Raw genomic sequence first — 19,327 nt, 5'->3', positions numbered from 1 at the left:
ACGATTTACTATTTACAGTTACTTGGTCAGTTCATTCCGTAGCATCTCCACTCCGGGAAATCCGGTTGCTTTGTAGGAAATATCTCCTTCACGGTTCACGACGAAATAGGTCGGGATACCCGGATATTCGTACAGCTTTGCCAATGCCGTACTTTGCTCATTGCTAATGCGACAGTGAATACCGGGTATATCCGGTATCATTACTTTCCATTTTCCTTCAGGAGATGTTTCGTCGACAATATATAGATAAACCACCTCTTTCAGCTCCTCTTTCAACGGTTTCAGGCTTTTCATGGCCCGCATACAAGGACCACACCAGGTGTTCCACATATCCACCAGTACCATCTTGCCACGATAAGGACGAGTAATGACCTGCAACAAACTGTCTGCCGCTACCTCCTTTTCCACCTCAACAATCTTATATCCGGTCTTTCCCTTAGTAGCTTCCAACTCTGATTTCAGTTCGGCTTCAATCCTCCCGTTTCTCATCAGGAACAATTGCCTGAGGTCGGGAGAAGCGATGCTGTCCACCGTCCGACGCTCTTCCTCAGTCAAAGGCATGTACTTGCTCAGATTACGGGAAGCACGCCCGGCAAGAAGCATGTCCGGCCAAAGAGGGTCTTGCACAAACTTATCCCGGAAATTTCCGGTAGCGGTCTTCACAAAGTCCGTATAATAATTGTAATATTTCTGTTCGGGGGTATGCAGAATATCCAGTTGCAGTATTTCCTTGAAGTATGAGGTACTGTCCACCGTCATGTCCGCCCTTTTCACCCCCTTCCTGCCCGAAAGCATCGGGGCATAACTAAGGTTACTCTTGTAATTATAGATAAGGCTGAACAGATTCATATCCAGATTTGCCCGGATATAAGTACGGCAAGCCTGGCTCATATCCTTGTTTTTTACAAGTTTCTTTTGCATATCTTCATAATGCCTGAACAGATACTTTTTATATGCCTGCGGAGTCATCCCACAAATATCTGCATAAAAATCATCAGCTCCCGATAAGCTTTTCATTTCACCGAACCGCAGCAACTCGGTATTCAGACCGGCATAGTCTCCTTCAAACCAAACACAGTTGTCCGTTACACCATCCCTTTTCCGGCTTAAAAGACGGCTTTGCGAATAGAATATTTCAGGCAGATTGATTGTGACATCCAGTTCTCCACCCGGAACGAGAAACAATTCTATTTTCGAACGGGATATCCACAGCGTAGCACCGCTCGGCAACAGCACCTCTGTCTCATAACGGAACGTGCCATCCTCCGCTATCTTCAAGTCCTTACCGGTGAAATACATGAAGAACCAAGGCGAGTCATAGTAGCGTAACGTCACTCCATACTCCGGTTTATACCCCAATATCTGCCCCTTTATGACAGTCTTTCCCATATTCAATTCCGGTCCGGGCAATGGCAAAACCTCATCCGGTTTCTTATTCCGCAAACGTTCGGAAATATCCACCCGAGGTTTCTCTCCGTTGAGCTGTATACCATAAATTACCCATCCTTCATCACTGTCCGGTGTCTCTACAAAATCAAAGCTCTCAGTATCCATCGGAAGCGGACTAAACTTCAAAACAGCAGTCATTTCACCGGAAGCGGGAATATGCGTCCATTCATCCCTGGCAAAACCGGTATTTCCCAAATATCCGTAATCCTTTCCGGATGCCCGCAACACAGCTGTCGAATCAATCCTGACCCTATCGCCCTGCATGCCATAAAGCCTCACCGCCAGCCAGGTCGTATCTTTTCCAAGCGTCACTTGCTCCACTTCAATGCTACGCGTATTGCATGCCATGAAATAGGGTACCTTTACGATTTTCTTTGCCTGCAATCCGCAGCAAATACTTACCAGCAGCAAACAAACCAATCCGATGTTTTTCATAAGCCAGAGTTATTAGAGTCTCAACAATCTCAGTCCCTTCCCTTTTCCACGTCTTGTATCAACTGCTTCAGTTCTTCCAGGGATATATCCTCTTCCTTCACCAGAGACGACACTGCGCTGAGATAGGAATTATTGAAATATTTGCTGATAACGTTCTTCAGTGTCCGCTTGCGGAAATCCTCCTCGCTGACCACCGCATAATACTGATACGTGTTGCCGTACGTATGATGGCTCAAGAATCCCTTATCCTCCAATCCTCTCACAATGGTGGACAAAGTATTGAAATGTGGTTTCGGCTCTTCATAGAATGCCAGCATTTCCTTCACAAACAAGGGTCCCTTTTCCCAGAAAAAGCCCATGATTTCTTCTTCTTTTGCAGTCAATCCTTTCATAACATTCTTTGTTTTCCGCAAAGAACTAAATTATTTAGTTCAAAAACTAATTTCTCTCGTTAAATAAAACTAAAGCTTTTAGTTTATTCGGCAAACACCAGTCTCCAACCGTCTCCCGACAAGCAAAATACCTACTAATAGTGATTGCAGTTCTCGGATAAAAGCCGTTACTTTGCGCACGAATCAGAGAATTAAAAACAATAACATACAATGAATGAGCAACATAAGTACCGCTCCACGGACAAGATGAGTGACCTCATCTGTGACAATTACTCCTTATTAATGGTGATGAGCCGCTTCGGACTGTCATTAGGATTCGGAGACAAGAGCGTGAAGGACGTCTGCGAAGCACAAGGCGTCGATTGCCCTACATTCCTCGCCGTAGCCAACTTTATCAGCGAAGAACAATACTCTTACAGCGGTAATGAAAGTGATTTTTCCATTCCCGCCCTTATGGATTATCTGAAGCGTGCCCACACATATTTCCTCGACTTCAACCTGCCGGCCATCCGCCGCAAACTCATCGAAGCCATCGATTGTTCCAGTACAAACGATGTAGCCTACCTCATCCTGAAGTTCTTCGATGAATATGCCAAGGAAGTACGCCGCCACATGGAATATGAAAACCAGGCCGTATTCACCTATGTAGAGCAATTACTCCAAGGCAACCTATCGGACGAATACAACATCGCCACTTTTGCCAGCAAACATAATCAGATAGATACCAAACTGAAAGAGCTGAAGAACATCATCATCAAATACTACCCGGAAAAGGAGAACAACAATCTCCTGAATGCGGTCTTGTTCGATATATTCAACTGCGAACAAGACCTTGCCACCCACTGCCAGGTAGAAGATTATATGTTTGTTCCCGCCGTAGCGCAAATAGAAAGGAAACTGAAAAATGAACAATAATACTTCTTTGAAGATTGTCATTGCAGAAACTTCGGTCATCATCCGGAGTGGCCTGACGGCTGTTTTGAAGCGTATTCCCAACTTGAATGCACACCCTATTGAGGTTTCTTCTCCGGAATCGCTGCAGAACTACATTCACATGCATCCGGCAGACATTATCATCATCAACCCCACTTTCGGTGGCTGGTTCGACCTGCCCGCCTTCAAGGCAGAACACGGAAAATCCGGTATCAAGTACATTGCTATGGTATGCTCCGTCATCGACAACAACATATTGAAGGAATATGACGAGAACTTCGCCATGTGCGATGACGTAGATGTCATCGCCTCCAAAATCAACCACTTGCTACACACCGAGGAGGAAGAGGAAAAAGACAGCGAACAAGAAACCCTGAGCCAGCGCGAAAAGGAAATCATCACCTGCGTTGTGAAGGGCATGACCAACAAAGCCATCGCCGACAAACTCTACCTCTCCATCCATACCGTCATTACCCATCGCCGTAACATTGCACGCAAACTGCAGATACATTCTCCGGCAGGGCTCACCATCTACGCTATTGTCAACAAGCTGGTAGAATTGAGCGACATCAAGGACTCTCTATAAGATTCTTCCGGCAACCGTTTCCCTACCCGCTGCGGCCTATAGGGAAAAACCGGATGAATCCCTTGCAAAAGTATGCTCCTCCATACGGGAAAAGCCCTCTGCCTATTGATTAAGGTTTATCTTGTGCCTGAAGACAAAGCTCATCCCCTATGTCATCCCTCCCCATCCTATGACTCTTTATGCCCCACAAGTATCCTTATCCAACCTTACCCACAGTATCCGTCACGCCATACACAAATCCCCGCTTCACGATATCACATCGGGAAGCGGGGATCCTTTTATCTTCATAAAAGTGGTTACGTAATTATGACTAACTAATTCATTCAAATCTGATGTTGCAAAGATAGGGCATCGGCAGACAGTACGCAATCACTTAAATTAGGTATAATAAAACAAGTCAGTCATCATAAATAGGTAGAACCACCCGTAAATCAGGCATTGGCATAGCTGTGCATTCCTCCAAGGATGTAGTTCACCCCGAAATAGGTCATCAGGACTGTCAGAAAGGCGGCAACCATATAGATATGGAAGAATAACGGACTGCGGAAAATGCGCAGGCTGCGCGCATGGAACGCCGCTCCATAAACCATAAAGGTAATCAGCGCCCATACTTCCTTCGGGTCCCAAGCCCAATAACGCCCCCAAGAAGCATTGGCCCAAACCGCACCCAGAAAAATGCCGGCTCCCAAAAAGAAAACGGCGGGATAAAGCAGCAATCGGCTGAGCAGCATCAACATCCGGGCTGAACGGCGAAGACACAATGCCAGTATGCCGTTCAGCATCATAAAGGCAAACAAAGCATAAGACATCATTATCAACGACACATGCGTACTGAGCCACGGAGAAACGAGCACGGGCATCAAGGGAGTGATTTGGGGATTCATCTGTCCCAAATAGGACACCAGTAAGGCAAAACCGGACAGCAAAAAACCGAAAGGCACCATAAACGGGAAGCGCCGCCGAAACAGACAAGCCAGGAACAGCGCACACAATGCCATGAACTGCATCGTTTCGTATCCATTACCCAACGGGATACGCCCGCCGATGTACCACCTCAGACCATACCCGAAGAGCTGAAAGAGAAACGCCGCATAAAGAGAAAACGGGAAAAAAGTATCTGCCAAACGCGAAGAGAAAGAGAGCGCTACAATCCTACCGGAAGAGTCTGACAATGCCGACGAACGGCGCAGGCCGCGATACAGCAGACGGAAGAAAGCCAGCATCCCCACCGTAAGGTTGAACATGAACAGCAATTTGCTGAAAGGAATACGGTTATACAGCAATTCGGCTTGTATTTTAGTATCGGAAACAGGCTCCACACTCCCGTCTTCCGGCAAAGGACGAATCAATGTACCATTTTGGAGCATCAAAATCAGTCCCACCTTTTCATCCGCCTCTACAATGGCCTTTTCCAGAGAAGTCATTTTCCGATGATGGTCTTGCTTCCCCTTCCAGAACTTCTGCAAGCGATACTTCTCACCGTCGAACAAATCAGCCAGACATGCATAGGGTGTCTCCAAATGAAGCAGGCGACGGAGTGCCTCGTTTTTGATATAAATCATCGGCTCATTCTGCCAAACCTCCGGACGCAGAAGCCATCCGCCAATCACCTGCTCCGGCGTCATGCCTCCATAAGACAATTTTCCCGTCAGTTTCAGTACAAAATCGCGCGCAAGGGTATTGAAAGGAACCACACGGTCATTATAAATCACCTGCTTACGGGCAAGACTATCCGCCTGCTTGCGTGCCAGTGCCGGAAGGCTTCTCTTCTGCGCATGTACCCCACTTCCCAGACACAGCAACAATAGGACAAACATTCCTCCCTTCTTCAACAACGGATGCCTCAGCAGCCTGCGGAACTCTCCTCCCCGGCTGACCAGCATCCAGAGCATGGAGACACCTAACAAGAGGTATCCACTATAGGTAATCCCTATCCCCCACGGGTCATAATTCACTGTCAGCCAGCTCCCCTGCATATCCTCATCAAAGGAAGACTGATAAAAGCGGAACCCCTGCCGTGAAAGAATACGGTTCATGGAGACGGGCGTCTCACCGTGAATATAGCTGATATAATCTGCAGGAGCATCCGTACCCGGATAGTACTCAATCCGGAAACTGTCCAGACGTAAGGTGAACGGTAACTCTACAACCTGCCTGCCGTCTTGTTCCAAAAAGCAGTTCACCTCACTGCCGACAGTAAGATGCACATATCCTTTCCGGCCACAAAGAAACGTAGTCATGGCTCCCGCCAAAATCACGAGGAAGGAGCCATGCAACAACAACGTCGGGAGATGCCGCCACAACCGCAGTCTTACAAGCACAACAACAGTCATCGCAGCAAGGGCTCCCCACAAACAACAGAACCAAATCGTATGATAAACATGCTTTTCTACAAAATCCGTACTGCACGTCTGCTCTACAAACGTAGTTGCAGCAAGCATGAGCAGCAAACAACCATAAACAGCTATGAGAAACTTTTTCAATTAAGAGCTATCAATTAAAAGTAAAAAATCAATATGGAGCAAACTCCTTGTTTTCTAAAGACCTGACTCCCATACATTCCATCTCTATCAGCCAACCCGGACGACATACGGGAGCATATACAAACACTCTCGGAGTATCCGGAAAACGCTCGTCATACATTCCTTTGACCACGGTATAGTCAGCAACATCCCGCAGATAAACAATCATCTGTCCTAAATCATCAAACGTACAGCCAGCCTCTTTCAACAAAGCCTCCACATTCTCCCACATACGTTCCGTCTGCTTGCGAATGTCTCCGGGACATACCACCTCACCTTTATTATTGATGCTCGCAGTACCCGAAATAAACACCTGGCGACGGTCGCCATAATCCACATACGTACCTCGCTCGAAACTCACACCGTATTCGTATGTGGGATTCAGATGTGTCGGTGCGTAAAGGTAGTGAATTTGTTCAGATTTCAAACCATCTACAGCATAAGTATCCATCTGAACCGTCACTTTTGGGTCGGCATGACGGCCACCGATACCGGTACTGGAAATATAATGAGTCTTCTCCGTCAAGTCCTGGGTAACAAACACCTCATTACGCGCCTTCACCACTCCGGCATAATTCACATCCACGTTCTGTACAAAGAACCAGGTACGTATGCAATTATCAGCCAGCTTACAGCCCTGTTCCATCAGCTGCATCACATAGTCATTCAACAGCAGACGGGTCTGGTATTCCGAATTGGCAGCACGATTGAAAGAGCCGCCTCCCCAAAGGTGACGGTAGGCGCCATGTCTCACTTCGAACAATCCATTATGAAGCACCTGTGTTTCCACACCTTTCTGCAGATAGACCCACAGTGCAATCTTTGTACCGTTCAACGGCGGCTGCTCTACCACGGAGAGTGCACAATCCGAACATTCTGCCGAAAGCGCCAGTAGCATATCTGCCTGATTGGCGGCGTCACTTAGAAAGTAGCGTTTAAAGATGGCAACAGCACCTTGTAGTTCACTTTCACGCAGTTGGCAGTAAGTGTCGACCACCGCATTCAGCTGTTCTTCATAAGTCGCTTCCGGTCTGGTGGCATGAATCATTACATGATATTCCGAAACACCCGCTTCTACCTCATATTTAAAGATTTCGGTTAAGGTATTCTCCGATTGATTAGTTTGTTGTTGTTTATCTTTCATATTAAATATCAATTAGTCGTTGTTGTTCAAAAAAGTACCGGTATTACCAGTAAGGCCCATCATTATTACGGCTGTGCACCATCGTCAATCCAGTTGCCAATCAAAGACTGCATATCAGATGAGGTTATCATCTGAGAATGGTCTATACGCCAATCCGAGCTGATGTCCGTACCCAATATGAGATGCAAGACACTTTCTGACGCATTGCCGGGCATAACCCTCATTTTACCGTCCACCGTTGTTGAAGCCCGGTTGACCAGCTCAGCATGGCTATGTCCTTCCAGCAGATTCAAGCCACCACCCGGAGTGGTGCTAAGACCATGGCAAGCCGTACAAGTGGCATTGAATATTTTTTGTTGAATGGCATTGTACATACTTGCATCAACTGTTCCTGCATCCATAAGTATAGTATCAGCGATTTCAGTACATTCCATTGCCACCAAACTGACAATGCGCTTTCTCAACTTATTGATTACACATAGCTCGACTGTTGTCACCTCATCCGTTATGCCGGACATTGTCAACTGGATTTCATCATTATCCGATTCGGATACCGGAACAACCTTTGAAACAATGGCATAATCGCTTTCATCATCAAATCCTGCCACTACCACACTATAGTCGCCCGACCACTTATCCACACCACTAATCCGGCCTGTCATCTTCACTGTGCGTCCTTCACCCGTGGCCACTACGGCATTCTCATAAATTCTCCCCTCATCGCATGCATGCAGACCTATAAGAAGCACGGGCAGAAAAAAGAAAAGAATGTATTTTTTCATAGACGAATCCTTTCCTGACTTCATTTAGAATGTATATTGAAGCATCACCGTGGCAGAGTGAGTGGCCAGACCTAAATTATCATTATCACGGTCGAGCTGCGTGTCGTGTCCCCAACGGGCTACATACTGATACATTGCCTGCAATTTCAGGTTGCATCCTCTGAAAAAGTAATTCATACCTACAGCAGGCATATTCAGGAAACCGTCGTCATCCGTACCGTTACGATTGAAGATATCGTAGCGTGCGGCAAGCTGTAGGCGGGGAGCGACAAAGTAACCACCTTGCACATAACCGCCTAAAAAGCTATACGATTCATTTATCTTTTGCCGTTTGGTGAAACCTACATTCATATAATAAGCTTCAGCCGCCAGATAGAGCTTGTTCTTCAACATGGCAAATTCCAGCCCCACACGGGTATCATTGGTACTCTCATTTTCACTCTCCACATTGATAGAACCCGAAAGACCGAATAATATCTTATCCTCGTTCAAACGGTTAGGATTACCTTGTGTGGAAGGCATCACCCCCTTGGGCATATAAGTCAGACGTCCGGCATACAGCAATGAAGGGATATGCCAGTCATCACTCATCGTCTTTGAAGCTGTATTCACGGAAGCTCCGGTTCCATTGAACAAGCCGACTTCATAACCGAACTTATCTGCCACCAGACCGTGAACTTCAACACCCAGGTCAAATCCCGTACCGATATTAGGCGTCACGGCATTCAACGAATAAGGCAAAATTACAGAAGACGTCAGAGAAACCGGCAACTGGGGAAGCAGTGTTTCGCCAAGAGTTGTCAGATAGGCATGCGAGAATGGAGTCTTGAACTTTCCGACACGAATCGCAAATTGTTTTTTCAGCTGTACATCGAACCACGCCTGCTGTAACAGCGCTCCTCCACTTGCAGCAGCATTGATGGACAGATTGAAAGCCACTTTTCCAAAAGCCTTGCCAGTAAAGCCAAGTACGGCATAAGGAATGGAAAAACCCGAATTGGCAATATTATCTTGGTTATAAGCCTTATCCAAGCCTTCATCATCATACCAATTGAAATTAGCACTCGTTTGTACCAACAGATAAGGCTTGAAAACAAAATCACCTTTCTTTGTTTCAATGGTAAAACCTTCTCTTCCGGCCAATGACACTACACCATTCTCCGTATCTTCCTCATGTTGCGCCATAGCGGTCAAAGGCAAAACAGCCAGCATGGCGACATATAAAAATTTCTTCATAATTACTTTTTATATAAAGCTTATTAGTTCTAAAGTGAATTTAAAAATGCAATCAGGGCATCACGGTCATCCTTACTCATGTTCTTAAAGAGATTTTTCGATGCTTCTCCCTCTCCCCCATGCCACATTATGGCTTCAACAAGATTGCGGGCACGACCATCGTGCAAGAAGTAGGTATGTCCGTTTACCTTTTCCTGAAGCCCGATACCCCAAAGCGGAGTAGTGCGCCATTCATTGCCACGCGCCAACCCACTTACATAGTTATCATTCAGACCGACTCCCATAATTTCGGAGCCCATATCATGCAGCAAAAAATCCGAATAGGGGTGAATTGTCTGACTTCCCAACCATGGCAAACGGGTACCGTTCAACAGCACGGAGCCCCGAGGCCTGGTATGCAACGTGGTGACATGGCAAAGATGGCACTTGGCTTTATAGAAATTCTGTTCTCCCCTTATCACCTGCGGGTCATTCACATTACGCCGTGCAGGAACACCAAGACTCTGCATATACAAGTCAACATCTTCCATATCTTCTGTAGAAACATCCAGCTGGGCATAAGAAAGCCCCATCATGCTGCCTTGATTCACCTGGGACTGCCCCTCGCATATCTCTTCCGGATAGCGGCTATTGGTAACACCCATATCACTTGAAAAACCAAGTTCAACAGTCAAATCCGCATGTTGAGCCTTATTTCCCGACAGCCCCAAGCTTCTCACACCACGTTCGGTAATGTAATTGCAACGGCCACTTATACCATACTCCGGATAATTACTTTTTGCAGCAAGCGCTTCAATCTCCGTAGGTTCCAAAGCCATCATTTGCCCCATACCGACATGTCTCAACGGGATACGCACCGTACAGAACATATCTTCAGGCTTTATACTGTCAGCATACCATTCGGATATGGAATAAGCCGGTCTGCAAAGTTCATACTTCTCTCCGTCGGGAAAGGTAAAAGTCTCATAAGTATACTCCACAGAAAGCTTCCCCTCCGGTTTCACTCCATAAATTGCCTGGTCATGGAGGACACGACCATAATCCTGAAAAAACGCACCATTCTTGCGGCTTATATAAACCAGCATCGAGGAAAACCCGTAACTACCCGATCCACCTTCACTCCACAGCGTCGGTTTGGTACGGCCGGCATTACGATGACAACTGCCACAAGAATACCCCGCATAGACCGGGCCAAGACCACCTCCCATGCCATTGCTACTCGTACGCACATCATCGTAAAGCCCGTCACCATCATTAAAGCGACTGTTGTAAACACCCGACACCCAGTCTGCCGGTGAATCATAGGCCTTGGATGAATTCATGAAGATTGTGGACGTTCCGGCAGACAGAGCGTATCCTTCAGGAATCTCTATATCCAACACGTCAATCCCATCATCATCACAAGCAGTCAAACCTGCCGACAAACAAAGGAGAAGACATGAATATCTCATTAAACGATTCATCATCTTTATCTACTTTTTAATAATGGCATATCCAAACATGCCAAAGAAGTAAAGGCAGGATTCTCCAAATCCTCCCCTTTACTTCTTGAGTATTGTTTATAAATAATTCTTATTTAACTGTACGAGGCTTGCCATCCTTGAAAAGCAGGAATTCCAAAGTATGGAATCCGCGTACATTTTGAGCAGATTCAACTTTTGCATCATCATCACCCTCGCTCCATTCCAAATCGCCCCATTTCTGGGAATTCAGAATCTGGACAATGGCGTTCTGGTCCAAAGGCCAACTATCCATATTCGGGTCAAGTCCCAGCTCATCCACCGGCCCAAATAGGAACGCCTCACTTTCCTCCCAAGGTTCACGGGCTGTTATCCAAGCATTGCATGCCGTCTCAAAAGCACTGTTAGAGGGATTGTTGGCAAGAGCCACCACAGCGTCATACAGCGTACTATTCTTCTCCTTCAAATCCTTATAGGTAGGCAAAACCACAACATTGACATAATTTTCAACAATCGGGTCAAGTGCTTCATTGCTGTTAATGGTGCTATTGTCCCTGATATAAGGTTTCAACTCCTTATCCAATACACTTTCCAGTTCTTCACAAGCCTTGATAGCCGCTACCGTTTCCTGACTGTTGATATTATTACGGAAAGGTTGGGGAATAGCCTGAATAGCCGATGCTGCCGTAGTGATAGCTGCCGACACTTTCGTATCCAACTCCGCATTGACTCCAGCCACCAATTTTGAAATTGACTTGTCGCTCACCTTACCGTCCAAGGAGCCGTAATAGGCATTGCGGATTGAGTAAATATTATTGGTATAATCATCACGGGAATGCCAGCTATACCATGACTCAACAGCATAGAGGGCCTCTGTAACATTGTTTGCCATATATTTATTATATGGATCACCAATCTTCGTCTCACCTACCTCATTGGAGATTTCAACACAACCGTCGATAACCTGCTCTATACAGTTCCAGGCACTTGAAAAGTTATAGGCACCATTATGAGCTTTGAAGGAAGTTGCAAAACTTGCCCCACCCTTATAACTCGTATTCCAAGAATCATAAAGATTGGTGGCATCTGCCTTCAACAAAGCCGCCACATTTCTCATGTAGTTGTGCCAACTTGCCGCATTCTCCGAGTTATACTCAATGTCAGCAGGATTAACTGTACTGTTGTCATCATCATCGCTACAAGCAGTAGCCGTAAATGCCAGCCCTAATACCAAAGCTGCCGCATAAAAGAAATTTTTCCTCATCTGTATAAAATTAATTGATTACTATTCATCTACTTCTTGACAAACCAACCGATATAGGCAATACCAATCGAAAACTCATTTTCACTATTATACTTGCCAGTTCCAAAAACCTTGTTTGTTCCGATTTGGCGGGTAGTGTAGTCAGCCTTTACCACCAGATTAGGCAAGGCATACCAATTCAATCCAGCAGTCCACATGCTTACCTGACAACGTTTCTCCATTATCTGGCTGGCCTCTCCCTTTTCTTGCGGATTATAATATTCATAACGTGCAAAGGGGTAGATAACCGGAACTTTCCTGTTTCCTTTGAAGAAAGCGCTGATATTCAAACCGGCCTCGGCTGCATAACTGACTACATTCTTTGCAATGGGGGTTATACGGCTGTAAGGAGATTTATTCGACAATTTGGTATTTGCCTCACTAAGCTTCGCTGAATTACCCAAATTTCCGTATACCATATTGGCACGGGCAACCACATATTTATTACGGTATTGGGCATCTGCCGTATAAATTCTTACCGGAATCTTACCGGTAGACGAATAAGTATCCGCTTTGTCAGAATTGGAACCGGCATCAGCGCAGTAATAGAACGAAGCACCTATACGCAACCCCGGAACCCCCTTATAGTCCAGACGAGCCACATAGCCCGGTGAAGTAAAGTTGTCTTCTTCAAAGATGCCTTGTTTGCCACTTGCTATCCAGGTGTTACGGTCAAAGCCATTGGCATTCAGACCGGCCACTATCATGGCCTGATAATCAAAGCTGGCATATCCTTTTCCAAAAGAACCAAAAAACTCGAGTCCGTTTTCATGCCACGTAGAAGGAAGGATGGTTGTCTCTCCTTCCGGCCGATAAGTTCCAAAGAAATTGATTGGTTCATGATGGGCGTTGGTCAATCCTACCGGGACAATGATGTGACCGGCACGTATGTTGAATTGTGGAACAATTAAACGGGTAATGTGGAATTGCTCGATAGCCACTTCGCCACCCTTTTCCACCTCCGTTTCATACTCACCGTTTTCCGTATTCTCAAGTTCATAAGCAGTACCCGTACCACCGGATTCAAACTCGATTTCAGCACCGAGTATCCATTTGGAATTGAACTTGTAATCCAGAGCCAACACGAAACGGGGTATAGAAATTGTATTCCTATGTTTGTCTGGATTGCCTTCAGGCGCACCATAGAAACGGTTAATACCATAATCCTTAAAACTTGCAACCATTTCTCCGTATCCACCGAAACGGAATTTCTTGTAGTTGTCGCCATCATTCGCTACTTTTTCCTTTTTCTCTTTGTCTGTTGAAATCTCCGTACTCTCTGCTGCAGAAGTAACTTTTTCAGGTTCAGCAGCCTGCAAAGCATTGGCAGAAAGCAAAAAACATAAAACGAATAAGCCAGTTAATTTTCTCATCTTTTATCTTAATTTTTGTTGGGAGCAAAGGTAGAGGTAGTTAAAAAGGAGAACAATACCTAAAAATTGCGAAAAGAAGAGAAAGAGTAACCATTAGTAGGTAATGGCAGATTTATAACAACAAATAAAGATGAAAAAGGAGGATAAATGGTAAAAGAACTATTAAAATGCTAATCCACGTAACGAGCACGATAAGCAGGGCCGTACCTTCCAGAATACGGTCAAGCACAGTGGGTTGGAAACGGACATTAGGGCAATTCTTGCCGGAATAAGGACCAAGATTAATCATATTATCTACGATTTAGAATCTGTTATTACTAATCCTCCTTTGCTTTCTCTTCAGACGGAGGAGGATTCTTGGACTTCTTCATCCGCCCACTCTTCCGCAATGCTTCAGCGATAATCCACTGAAGCTGTCCATTGGTACTACGGAACTCGTCGGCTGCCCATTTTTCAATGGCATCCATCGTTGCAGCATCCACACGGAGGACAAAGCTTTTGGTTGAAGTTTCTTTTTTAGCCACTATTTATTTACTATTTAACAATTTACGATTTATGATTGAAGTTACTTTGATATAACCAAGTACCAATCAAAGAGTATTCTGCTTGCCCCGCACGAAGGAGGCAATGTCATCCATAACATATGCCGGGACGGGCGAAGCATGGCTATACTCAAACGGAGTCGCCTTGCCGCTGCCTTCCTGCAACAAGTGATTCAATTTCGGATAAGATTTGAAGTACGCATTCTTACAATGCAACAGACCGGAACGCCATAAACCGAAGTCTTCCATAGTCACTTGATAATCTCTCTCCCCTTGAAGAACAAATATGGGCAGCTTTAGTTTAGCGGCAACCTCCACCGGTTTGTAAGCGTTGGCAAACAGCCAATAGGAGCGGGGCTGCCCCAACGGTAAGGGAATTGCCTCATCGAACTCTTCGGTACCAAGCTTTTTGACATTCACCAACTGTTGTTTCAGTTCATCAAGTTGAGCCTTTACATTGACTGAAGAATCCGTCAAAGAAGAGGTATAATAAAACTGTTCCTCAAGAGCATCTTCAAGCGGTCTTGCCAGTCCGGCAAGGATAATGATACCTGCCAAACCTTTCGAACGCCCGGCAATACGGGGAGCCAATGTACCTCCCAGGCTGTGCCCCAACACATACACACTGTCAGGAGCCAGCTCGGGCAAAGCCCTTACCTGCTCCACTATGGCAACGGCATCGTCCACGGCCTCAGTATCATAATCGAGTTCGCGACCGGCAGGAACGCAAGCCGCACCATATGCTTTTGTCCGTTTTTCATAGCGGACGACGGCAATGCCGCGTTCCGCCAATCCCCAGGCCAGGTCACGGAAAGGCTTGTTGGGACCTATCGTCTCGTCACGGTCGTGAGGACCGGAACCATGTACCAGAATAACACAAGGAACCCTGCATACATCCGAACCGACTGCCCTCTTGGGCAAAGTCAACGTTCCGGGAAGCTTGTAGCCGTCGGCTCCCAGCGTAATATCCCTTTCATCCATTTTTGTCTTATCATAGGCTACCGGTTGGGCAGTGCTAACAGCAGGTGCAGGGACTAGCCGGATTGTATTCAGTGCCCCGTCAGCATCAAAAGCCACTAGAAAGCGGAGATTATAACGTTCAAATTCCACATCGGAATAATAGATAGTAATTCCCTGGGCAGAATCGGTCTTCCATTCTCCTTTTGATATGGATTTACCAAACATTTTCTCTGCTTGCCGGAAAGAATCATTGAAGAGTGCCGGAGCCAGTTTCTCCTGCAACTCCCGGTTCAATGCCGCATGGATGCTGTCACCTTGCCCTGCCACAAACAATTCATAAATGTGCTGCGCGCGCGCAGTATTCGCATCTTGTGCAAAGCCCCCATATACATTGCCCAGCAAGAGCAGTATAAGAGCCCACCGTCCTATGCCTCCCATCTCTTTCATCCGTATCCTTTATCAATGGTTCAACGTTCCCGTATTGACTACCGGTTGGGCAGCCTCGTCCGCACAAAGCACTACCAACAGATTGCTGACCATTGCTGCTTTCTTGTCTTCGTCCAGTTCAACAATTTCTTCTTCAGAAAGTTTATGGAGCGCCATTTTTACCATAGAGACTGCCCCTTCCACAATCTTCTCGCGTGCCGTAATAATGGCAGATGCTTGCTGGCGACGCAGCATCACAGCGGCAATTTCGGGCGCATATGCCAGATAGTTGATACGCGCTTCCACCACTTCCATACCTGCCATGGCCAGGCGTTCATTCAATTTCTGCTCCAGCTGTTCATTGATTTCCTCACCGCCCGAACGAAGTGTCAACTCTTCCGTATCAGCCTCATTATCATCATAGGCATACTGACCGGCAACCTGGCGAAGAGCGGCATCACTCTGTATCATGACGAAATTCTCGAACGCATTCATACGGTTGGCCACCGCATTGCCAAGACTGACCTGGTTCGCATTACCCGCTGTCGGAGCGGATGCAGCCATTGTTTGTGAATCAATCTCAAACATGGCTTTATAGGTGTCCTTCAGCTTCCACACCAATACCAGTCCTATAAGAATAGGATTACCAATCTTATCGTTCACCTTTATCGGCTCCACATCCAGGTTGCGTGCACGAAGCGAAAGCTTCTTCTTATTAAGGAAAGGGTTTACCCAGAAAAAGCCGGTCTCTTTGAATGTTCCCTTGTACTTGCCAAAGAACACCATGGCACGCGCCTCGTTCGGTTCCAGCTCCATATAGCCGGCAAACATAATGAACCATACCAGACACAGACACACCGAAAGGATCAAGGTAGGCACAGAAATGAGAAACCCAAAGATTATCACCGCCGTAAGCACTACCAAATGAAGGAACAAGGCCAGAAAGCCATTCATCTTGAAACCACTGAAACTACACTCTTTTGTTTCCATATTCTATAAATTTAATTGATATCATAACGATATCACAAATATATCAATTAAAATTAGAGAAGTACAAAGAAACAAGGGAGTTAACATATAGTATTAAGGATTATTAAGAACATGTATTCCCAGTATATAAAAATTCCGCTTGAGGGCCATAACTCACCCTCAAGCGGAAAACTTTTTTTGACTCTGTCAGTGATGTATCAAGACTGAATGACAAAAGACCGGCGCAGCAAATCAGCAGTTTGCGAGCTACCGCCCACCATCAGTTCATAGCTGCCTTCGGAAACGCACATGGCATTGCTTTGCGGATTCCACCACACCAACTCTTTATCACCCAAATCAAACTCTACATCGACCGTCTTTCCTGCCGGGATATGTACCCGCTTGAAAGCACGCAATGCCTTGCTCGGTCCTTCTACATCATCGTTTTTCTTCAAATAGACCTGCACAACCTCTTCACCGTCACATTTGCCGGTATTGGTTACGGGGACACTCAATCTCAATTTCTCACCGGACTTTATATTATCCGAACCAAGCACCACAGCGCCATAGCTGAAAGAGGTATAGCTCAATCCATGACCGAAGGGGAAAAGCGGTTCCTGGGTCATGTAACGGTAAGTCCGGCCCGTCATATTATAATCCTCAAAATCTGGAAGCTGTGACACATTACGGTAGAAGGTTACCGGCAAGCGTCCTGCCGGATTGTAATCACCGAACAAGACTTCAGCTACAGCCGTACCGCCTGCCTGACCGGGATACCATGCCTGCAGGATAGCTCCACACCTCCCGGTTTCCGGCTCCAAGCCGATAGGAGAACCTGAACAGTTCACCAACACCACCTTTTTACCGGCATGGTGCAAAGCGGCAATCAGTTCCCGCTGGACAGCAGGCAACTCAATATCAGTACGGTCGCCTCCTCTGAATCCGGGAAGCTCAACACCCATCTCCTCGCCTTCGAGGTTCGGAGAGACTCCTCCCACAAAGACCACGATATCAGCATCCTTTACACGCTCCACAGATTTTCTCACATCCACTTCATTCTTAAATCCGAGGTCGAAGTTCAGCTGTGCATCGCTACGGAAATATTCAAAATCCAATTCAACGTCATACGTTTTTCCTGCTTGTACCTGCAAAGTATAAGCACTCTTCTGCCCACCGTGCTGATTGGAGAATCCTCTCACTTCCTCCCCATTTATCCGCAATCTCCCTGAGCCATAAGCATAGATGTCAAAGACCACCTCTCCCGACTGGTCGGGAGTGAATACGCTGTTGTAGGTAGCCGAGAAGTCGGTAAGGTTCACACCCGGAGCAAAAACCGTGGCACCGGATGTACAAAAATGGAAAGGAGTGGTCACTTGGGCAGTAGTGACTGGCTCACCGTCACGAGTCACGTTATTCCAGTAGCGTGCAGTAAATCCGGGTTTCCCGTCGGCAGTCTTGCAACGGTTGAAGACGCTCTGTATCTGAGCTCTCTCCACCCATCCGCAGCCTTGTTCATAAATAAGCCGATCATCACTCCCCAAAGCTTTTCTAATTCCGTCCAGAATGGTAACTGTGTGCGGAGGCATACCGTTATAATTTCCCCACTGCATCACAGAATCATTGGCATTCGGACCCATCACGGCTATAGTCAGCCCTCCACGCTTCAACGGCAAGGTATTATCCTTGTTCATAAGCAGTGTCATTGACTTGCGCGCCATGTCGAGCGCCAGAGAATCGTGTCCGGCAGAAGCCACCACAGAAAAAGGAATGCCGGTCCAGGACACCTTCTCCGGCTCGTCCATTTCACCCAAGGCAAAGCGAGCCGTCAAAAGACGCTTGACTGCTACATCCACTGCTTTTTCATCAATCTTTCCCTGCTTCACCGCTTCTACCAGGGCCTCGTAACTCGAACCGCACTCCAAGTCAGTCCCACTCTGCACCGCAGCCGCCGAAGCGGACTCTGCATCAGGATGCGTCTTATGACCATAGTCTCTGTAAAAATCGGCAATAGCTCCACAGTCCGAAAGGACAATACCGTCAAATCCCCACTCATCGCGCAAAATCTGCATCAGCAGGCGGTCGCTACCGCAGCAAGGATCGCCCTCAAAACGGTTGTAGGCACACATCACCTCCTTCACTTTTCCTTCTTTCACCAAAGCCTCAAAAGGAGGAAGATAAGTTTCATACAAATCACGGGGCTTGATATTTTCCGCATTAAACTCATGGCGGTTCCATTCCGGACCGGAGTGTACGGCAAAGTGCTTGGCACAAGCATGCAGCTTGTCATATTTTCCATCGTTCGTGCCCTGCAAACCCTTTACAACCATCACCCCCATACGGCTGGTCAGATAAGGGTCTTCCCCATAAGTCTCTATACCCCTTCCCCAGCGAGGGTCGCGGTAGATGTTCACCGTAGGCGTCCACATTGTCAATCCTTGATAGCGTTCATGGCTTTCCTGGGATGCATAGTAGGCATTCTTGGCACGGGCCTCATCAGAAACAGCAGTAAATACCTCGTATACAGTCTCCGGCGAGAAAGATGCCGCCATACCAATCGGTTGGGGAAACACTGTGGCCAGCCCGGCACGCGCCACTCCATGCAACGCTTCATTCCACCAGTTATAGGGCTTGATGCCCAGACGTTCCACTGGTTTGGAGCTGTCCATCATCAAGGACACCTTCTCTTCGAGCGTCAGTTCCTTCAGCAAAAGTCCGGCACGCTCTTCTGCCGGCAGAGATGCATTCTTGTAAGTAGCCTGCCCGCATCCCGACAATAGGAAGAGTGGCAAAAGGTAAAGAAGTTTCTGTTTCATCA

Annotated in this window: 15 protein-coding genes; 2 read left to right on the top strand and 13 right to left on the bottom strand. The window is 46.6% G+C overall.

Going from position 1 to position 19,327, the window contains the following annotated elements; all coding sequences use genetic code 11:
* Positions 1-18: 18 nt before the first annotated feature.
* Complete coding sequence (locus CSD97_RS13125; RefSeq protein ID WP_022401728.1) at positions 19-1,884, bottom strand: TlpA disulfide reductase family protein; 1,866 nt, start codon at positions 1,882-1,884, stop codon at positions 19-21.
* Between the two features lie 29 nt (positions 1,885-1,913).
* Positions 1,914-2,276, bottom strand: coding sequence for a BlaI/MecI/CopY family transcriptional regulator (locus tag CSD97_RS13120; protein WP_005823785.1), 363 nt, complete (start codon positions 2,274-2,276; stop codon positions 1,914-1,916).
* Between the two features lie 210 nt (positions 2,277-2,486).
* Between CSD97_RS13120 and CSD97_RS13115 the strand changes: the two genes are divergently transcribed.
* Positions 2,487-3,191 carry a hemerythrin domain-containing protein gene (locus CSD97_RS13115; RefSeq protein WP_008665531.1) on the top strand — a complete coding sequence of 235 codons (705 nt, stop codon included), beginning with the start codon at positions 2,487-2,489 and terminating at the stop codon, positions 3,189-3,191.
* Positions 3,181-3,795, top strand: coding sequence for a LuxR C-terminal-related transcriptional regulator (locus CSD97_RS13110; protein WP_005823789.1), 615 nt, complete (start codon positions 3,181-3,183; stop codon positions 3,793-3,795). The genes CSD97_RS13115 and CSD97_RS13110 overlap by 11 nt, the downstream gene beginning before the upstream one ends.
* Positions 3,796-4,226: 431 nt before the next feature.
* Here CSD97_RS13110 and ccsA read toward each other — a convergent pair whose 3' ends face one another.
* The 11 genes from ccsA to xyl3A all read right to left on the bottom strand — a co-directional run bounded on the left by ccsA (position 4,227) and on the right by xyl3A (position 19,325).
* A complete protein-coding gene (gene ccsA, locus CSD97_RS13105; RefSeq protein WP_022401730.1) occupies positions 4,227-6,278 on the bottom strand; it encodes a cytochrome c biogenesis protein CcsA in 2,052 nt (683 codons plus the stop codon).
* Between the two features lie 28 nt (positions 6,279-6,306).
* Positions 6,307-7,461 (bottom strand): Rid family hydrolase, encoded by a 1,155-nt coding sequence (locus CSD97_RS13100; protein ID WP_022401731.1) that lies wholly within the window; start codon positions 7,459-7,461, stop codon positions 6,307-6,309.
* Positions 7,462-7,526: 65 nt separating this feature from the next.
* Entirely contained in the window at positions 7,527-8,243 is a 717-nt protein-coding gene (locus CSD97_RS13095) for a hypothetical protein (protein WP_098032543.1), read from the bottom strand.
* Positions 8,244-8,267: 24 nt separating this feature from the next.
* Positions 8,268-9,479: a porin gene (locus CSD97_RS13090; protein WP_087332953.1), complete on the bottom strand. Its 1,212-nt coding sequence runs from the start codon at positions 9,477-9,479 to the stop codon at positions 8,268-8,270.
* Between the two features lie 29 nt (positions 9,480-9,508).
* Positions 9,509-10,942, bottom strand: a complete 1,434-nt coding sequence (locus CSD97_RS13085) for a di-heme oxidoredictase family protein (protein ID WP_098032565.1) — start codon at positions 10,940-10,942, stop codon at positions 9,509-9,511.
* Between the two features lie 109 nt (positions 10,943-11,051).
* Complete coding sequence (locus tag CSD97_RS13080; RefSeq protein WP_098032542.1) at positions 11,052-12,203, bottom strand: imelysin family protein; 1,152 nt, start codon at positions 12,201-12,203, stop codon at positions 11,052-11,054.
* Positions 12,204-12,232: 29 nt separating this feature from the next.
* Complete coding sequence (locus tag CSD97_RS13075; RefSeq protein WP_005823799.1) at positions 12,233-13,615, bottom strand: hypothetical protein; 1,383 nt, start codon at positions 13,613-13,615, stop codon at positions 12,233-12,235.
* Between the two features lie 317 nt (positions 13,616-13,932).
* Complete coding sequence (locus CSD97_RS13070) at positions 13,933-14,139, bottom strand: hypothetical protein (RefSeq protein ID WP_005823802.1); 207 nt, start codon at positions 14,137-14,139, stop codon at positions 13,933-13,935.
* 66 nt (positions 14,140-14,205) lie between these two features.
* The gene (locus tag CSD97_RS13065) at positions 14,206-15,564 is read right to left on the bottom strand and encodes an alpha/beta fold hydrolase (RefSeq protein WP_005823804.1); all 1,359 of its coding nucleotides are present in this window, start codon (positions 15,562-15,564) and stop codon (positions 14,206-14,208) included.
* Positions 15,565-15,576: 12 nt separating this feature from the next.
* Complete coding sequence (locus tag CSD97_RS13060) at positions 15,577-16,533, bottom strand: SPFH domain-containing protein (RefSeq protein WP_005823806.1); 957 nt, start codon at positions 16,531-16,533, stop codon at positions 15,577-15,579.
* Between the two features lie 197 nt (positions 16,534-16,730).
* The gene (gene xyl3A, locus CSD97_RS13055; protein ID WP_022401734.1) at positions 16,731-19,325 is read right to left on the bottom strand and encodes a xylan 1,4-beta-xylosidase; all 2,595 of its coding nucleotides are present in this window, start codon (positions 19,323-19,325) and stop codon (positions 16,731-16,733) included.
* Positions 19,326-19,327: the final 2 nt, after the last annotated feature.

This window comes from Bacteroides sp. AR29 (assembly GCF_900217715.1).
GTDB lineage: Bacteria > Bacteroidota > Bacteroidia > Bacteroidales > Bacteroidaceae > Bacteroides > Bacteroides uniformis.
The sequence above is the reverse complement of the archived record's forward strand: the minus strand, read 5'-3'. Positions and strand labels throughout refer to the sequence as shown.

What these genes read in the sequence shown, in the direction of transcription:
- CSD97_RS13125 (WP_022401728.1), bottom strand. Translation starts at nt 1,884, where the DNA reads ATGAAAAACATCGGATTGGTTTGTTTGCTGCTGGTAAGTATTTGCTGC.
- CSD97_RS13120 (WP_005823785.1), bottom strand. Translation starts at nt 2,276, where the DNA reads ATGAAAGGATTGACTGCAAAAGAAGAAGAAATCATGGGCTTTTTCTGG.
- CSD97_RS13115 (WP_008665531.1), top strand. Translation starts at nt 2,487, where the DNA reads ATGAATGAGCAACATAAGTACCGCTCCACGGACAAGATGAGTGACCTC.
- CSD97_RS13110 (WP_005823789.1), top strand. Translation starts at nt 3,181, where the DNA reads ATGAACAATAATACTTCTTTGAAGATTGTCATTGCAGAAACTTCGGTC.
- CSD97_RS13100 (WP_022401731.1), bottom strand. Translation starts at nt 7,461, where the DNA reads ATGAAAGATAAACAACAACAAACTAATCAATCGGAGAATACCTTAACC.
- CSD97_RS13095 (WP_098032543.1), bottom strand. Translation starts at nt 8,243, where the DNA reads ATGAAAAAATACATTCTTTTCTTTTTTCTGCCCGTGCTTCTTATAGGT.
- CSD97_RS13090 (WP_087332953.1), bottom strand. Translation starts at nt 9,479, where the DNA reads ATGAAGAAATTTTTATATGTCGCCATGCTGGCTGTTTTGCCTTTGACC.
- CSD97_RS13085 (WP_098032565.1), bottom strand. Translation starts at nt 10,942, where the DNA reads ATGAATCGTTTAATGAGATATTCATGTCTTCTCCTTTGTTTGTCGGCA.
- CSD97_RS13080 (WP_098032542.1), bottom strand. Translation starts at nt 12,203, where the DNA reads ATGAGGAAAAATTTCTTTTATGCGGCAGCTTTGGTATTAGGGCTGGCA.
- CSD97_RS13075 (WP_005823799.1), bottom strand. Translation starts at nt 13,615, where the DNA reads ATGAGAAAATTAACTGGCTTATTCGTTTTATGTTTTTTGCTTTCTGCC.
- CSD97_RS13065 (WP_005823804.1), bottom strand. Translation starts at nt 15,564, where the DNA reads ATGAAAGAGATGGGAGGCATAGGACGGTGGGCTCTTATACTGCTCTTG.
- CSD97_RS13060 (WP_005823806.1), bottom strand. Translation starts at nt 16,533, where the DNA reads ATGGAAACAAAAGAGTGTAGTTTCAGTGGTTTCAAGATGAATGGCTTT.
- xyl3A (WP_022401734.1), bottom strand. Translation starts at nt 19,325, where the DNA reads ATGAAACAGAAACTTCTTTACCTTTTGCCACTCTTCCTATTGTCGGGA.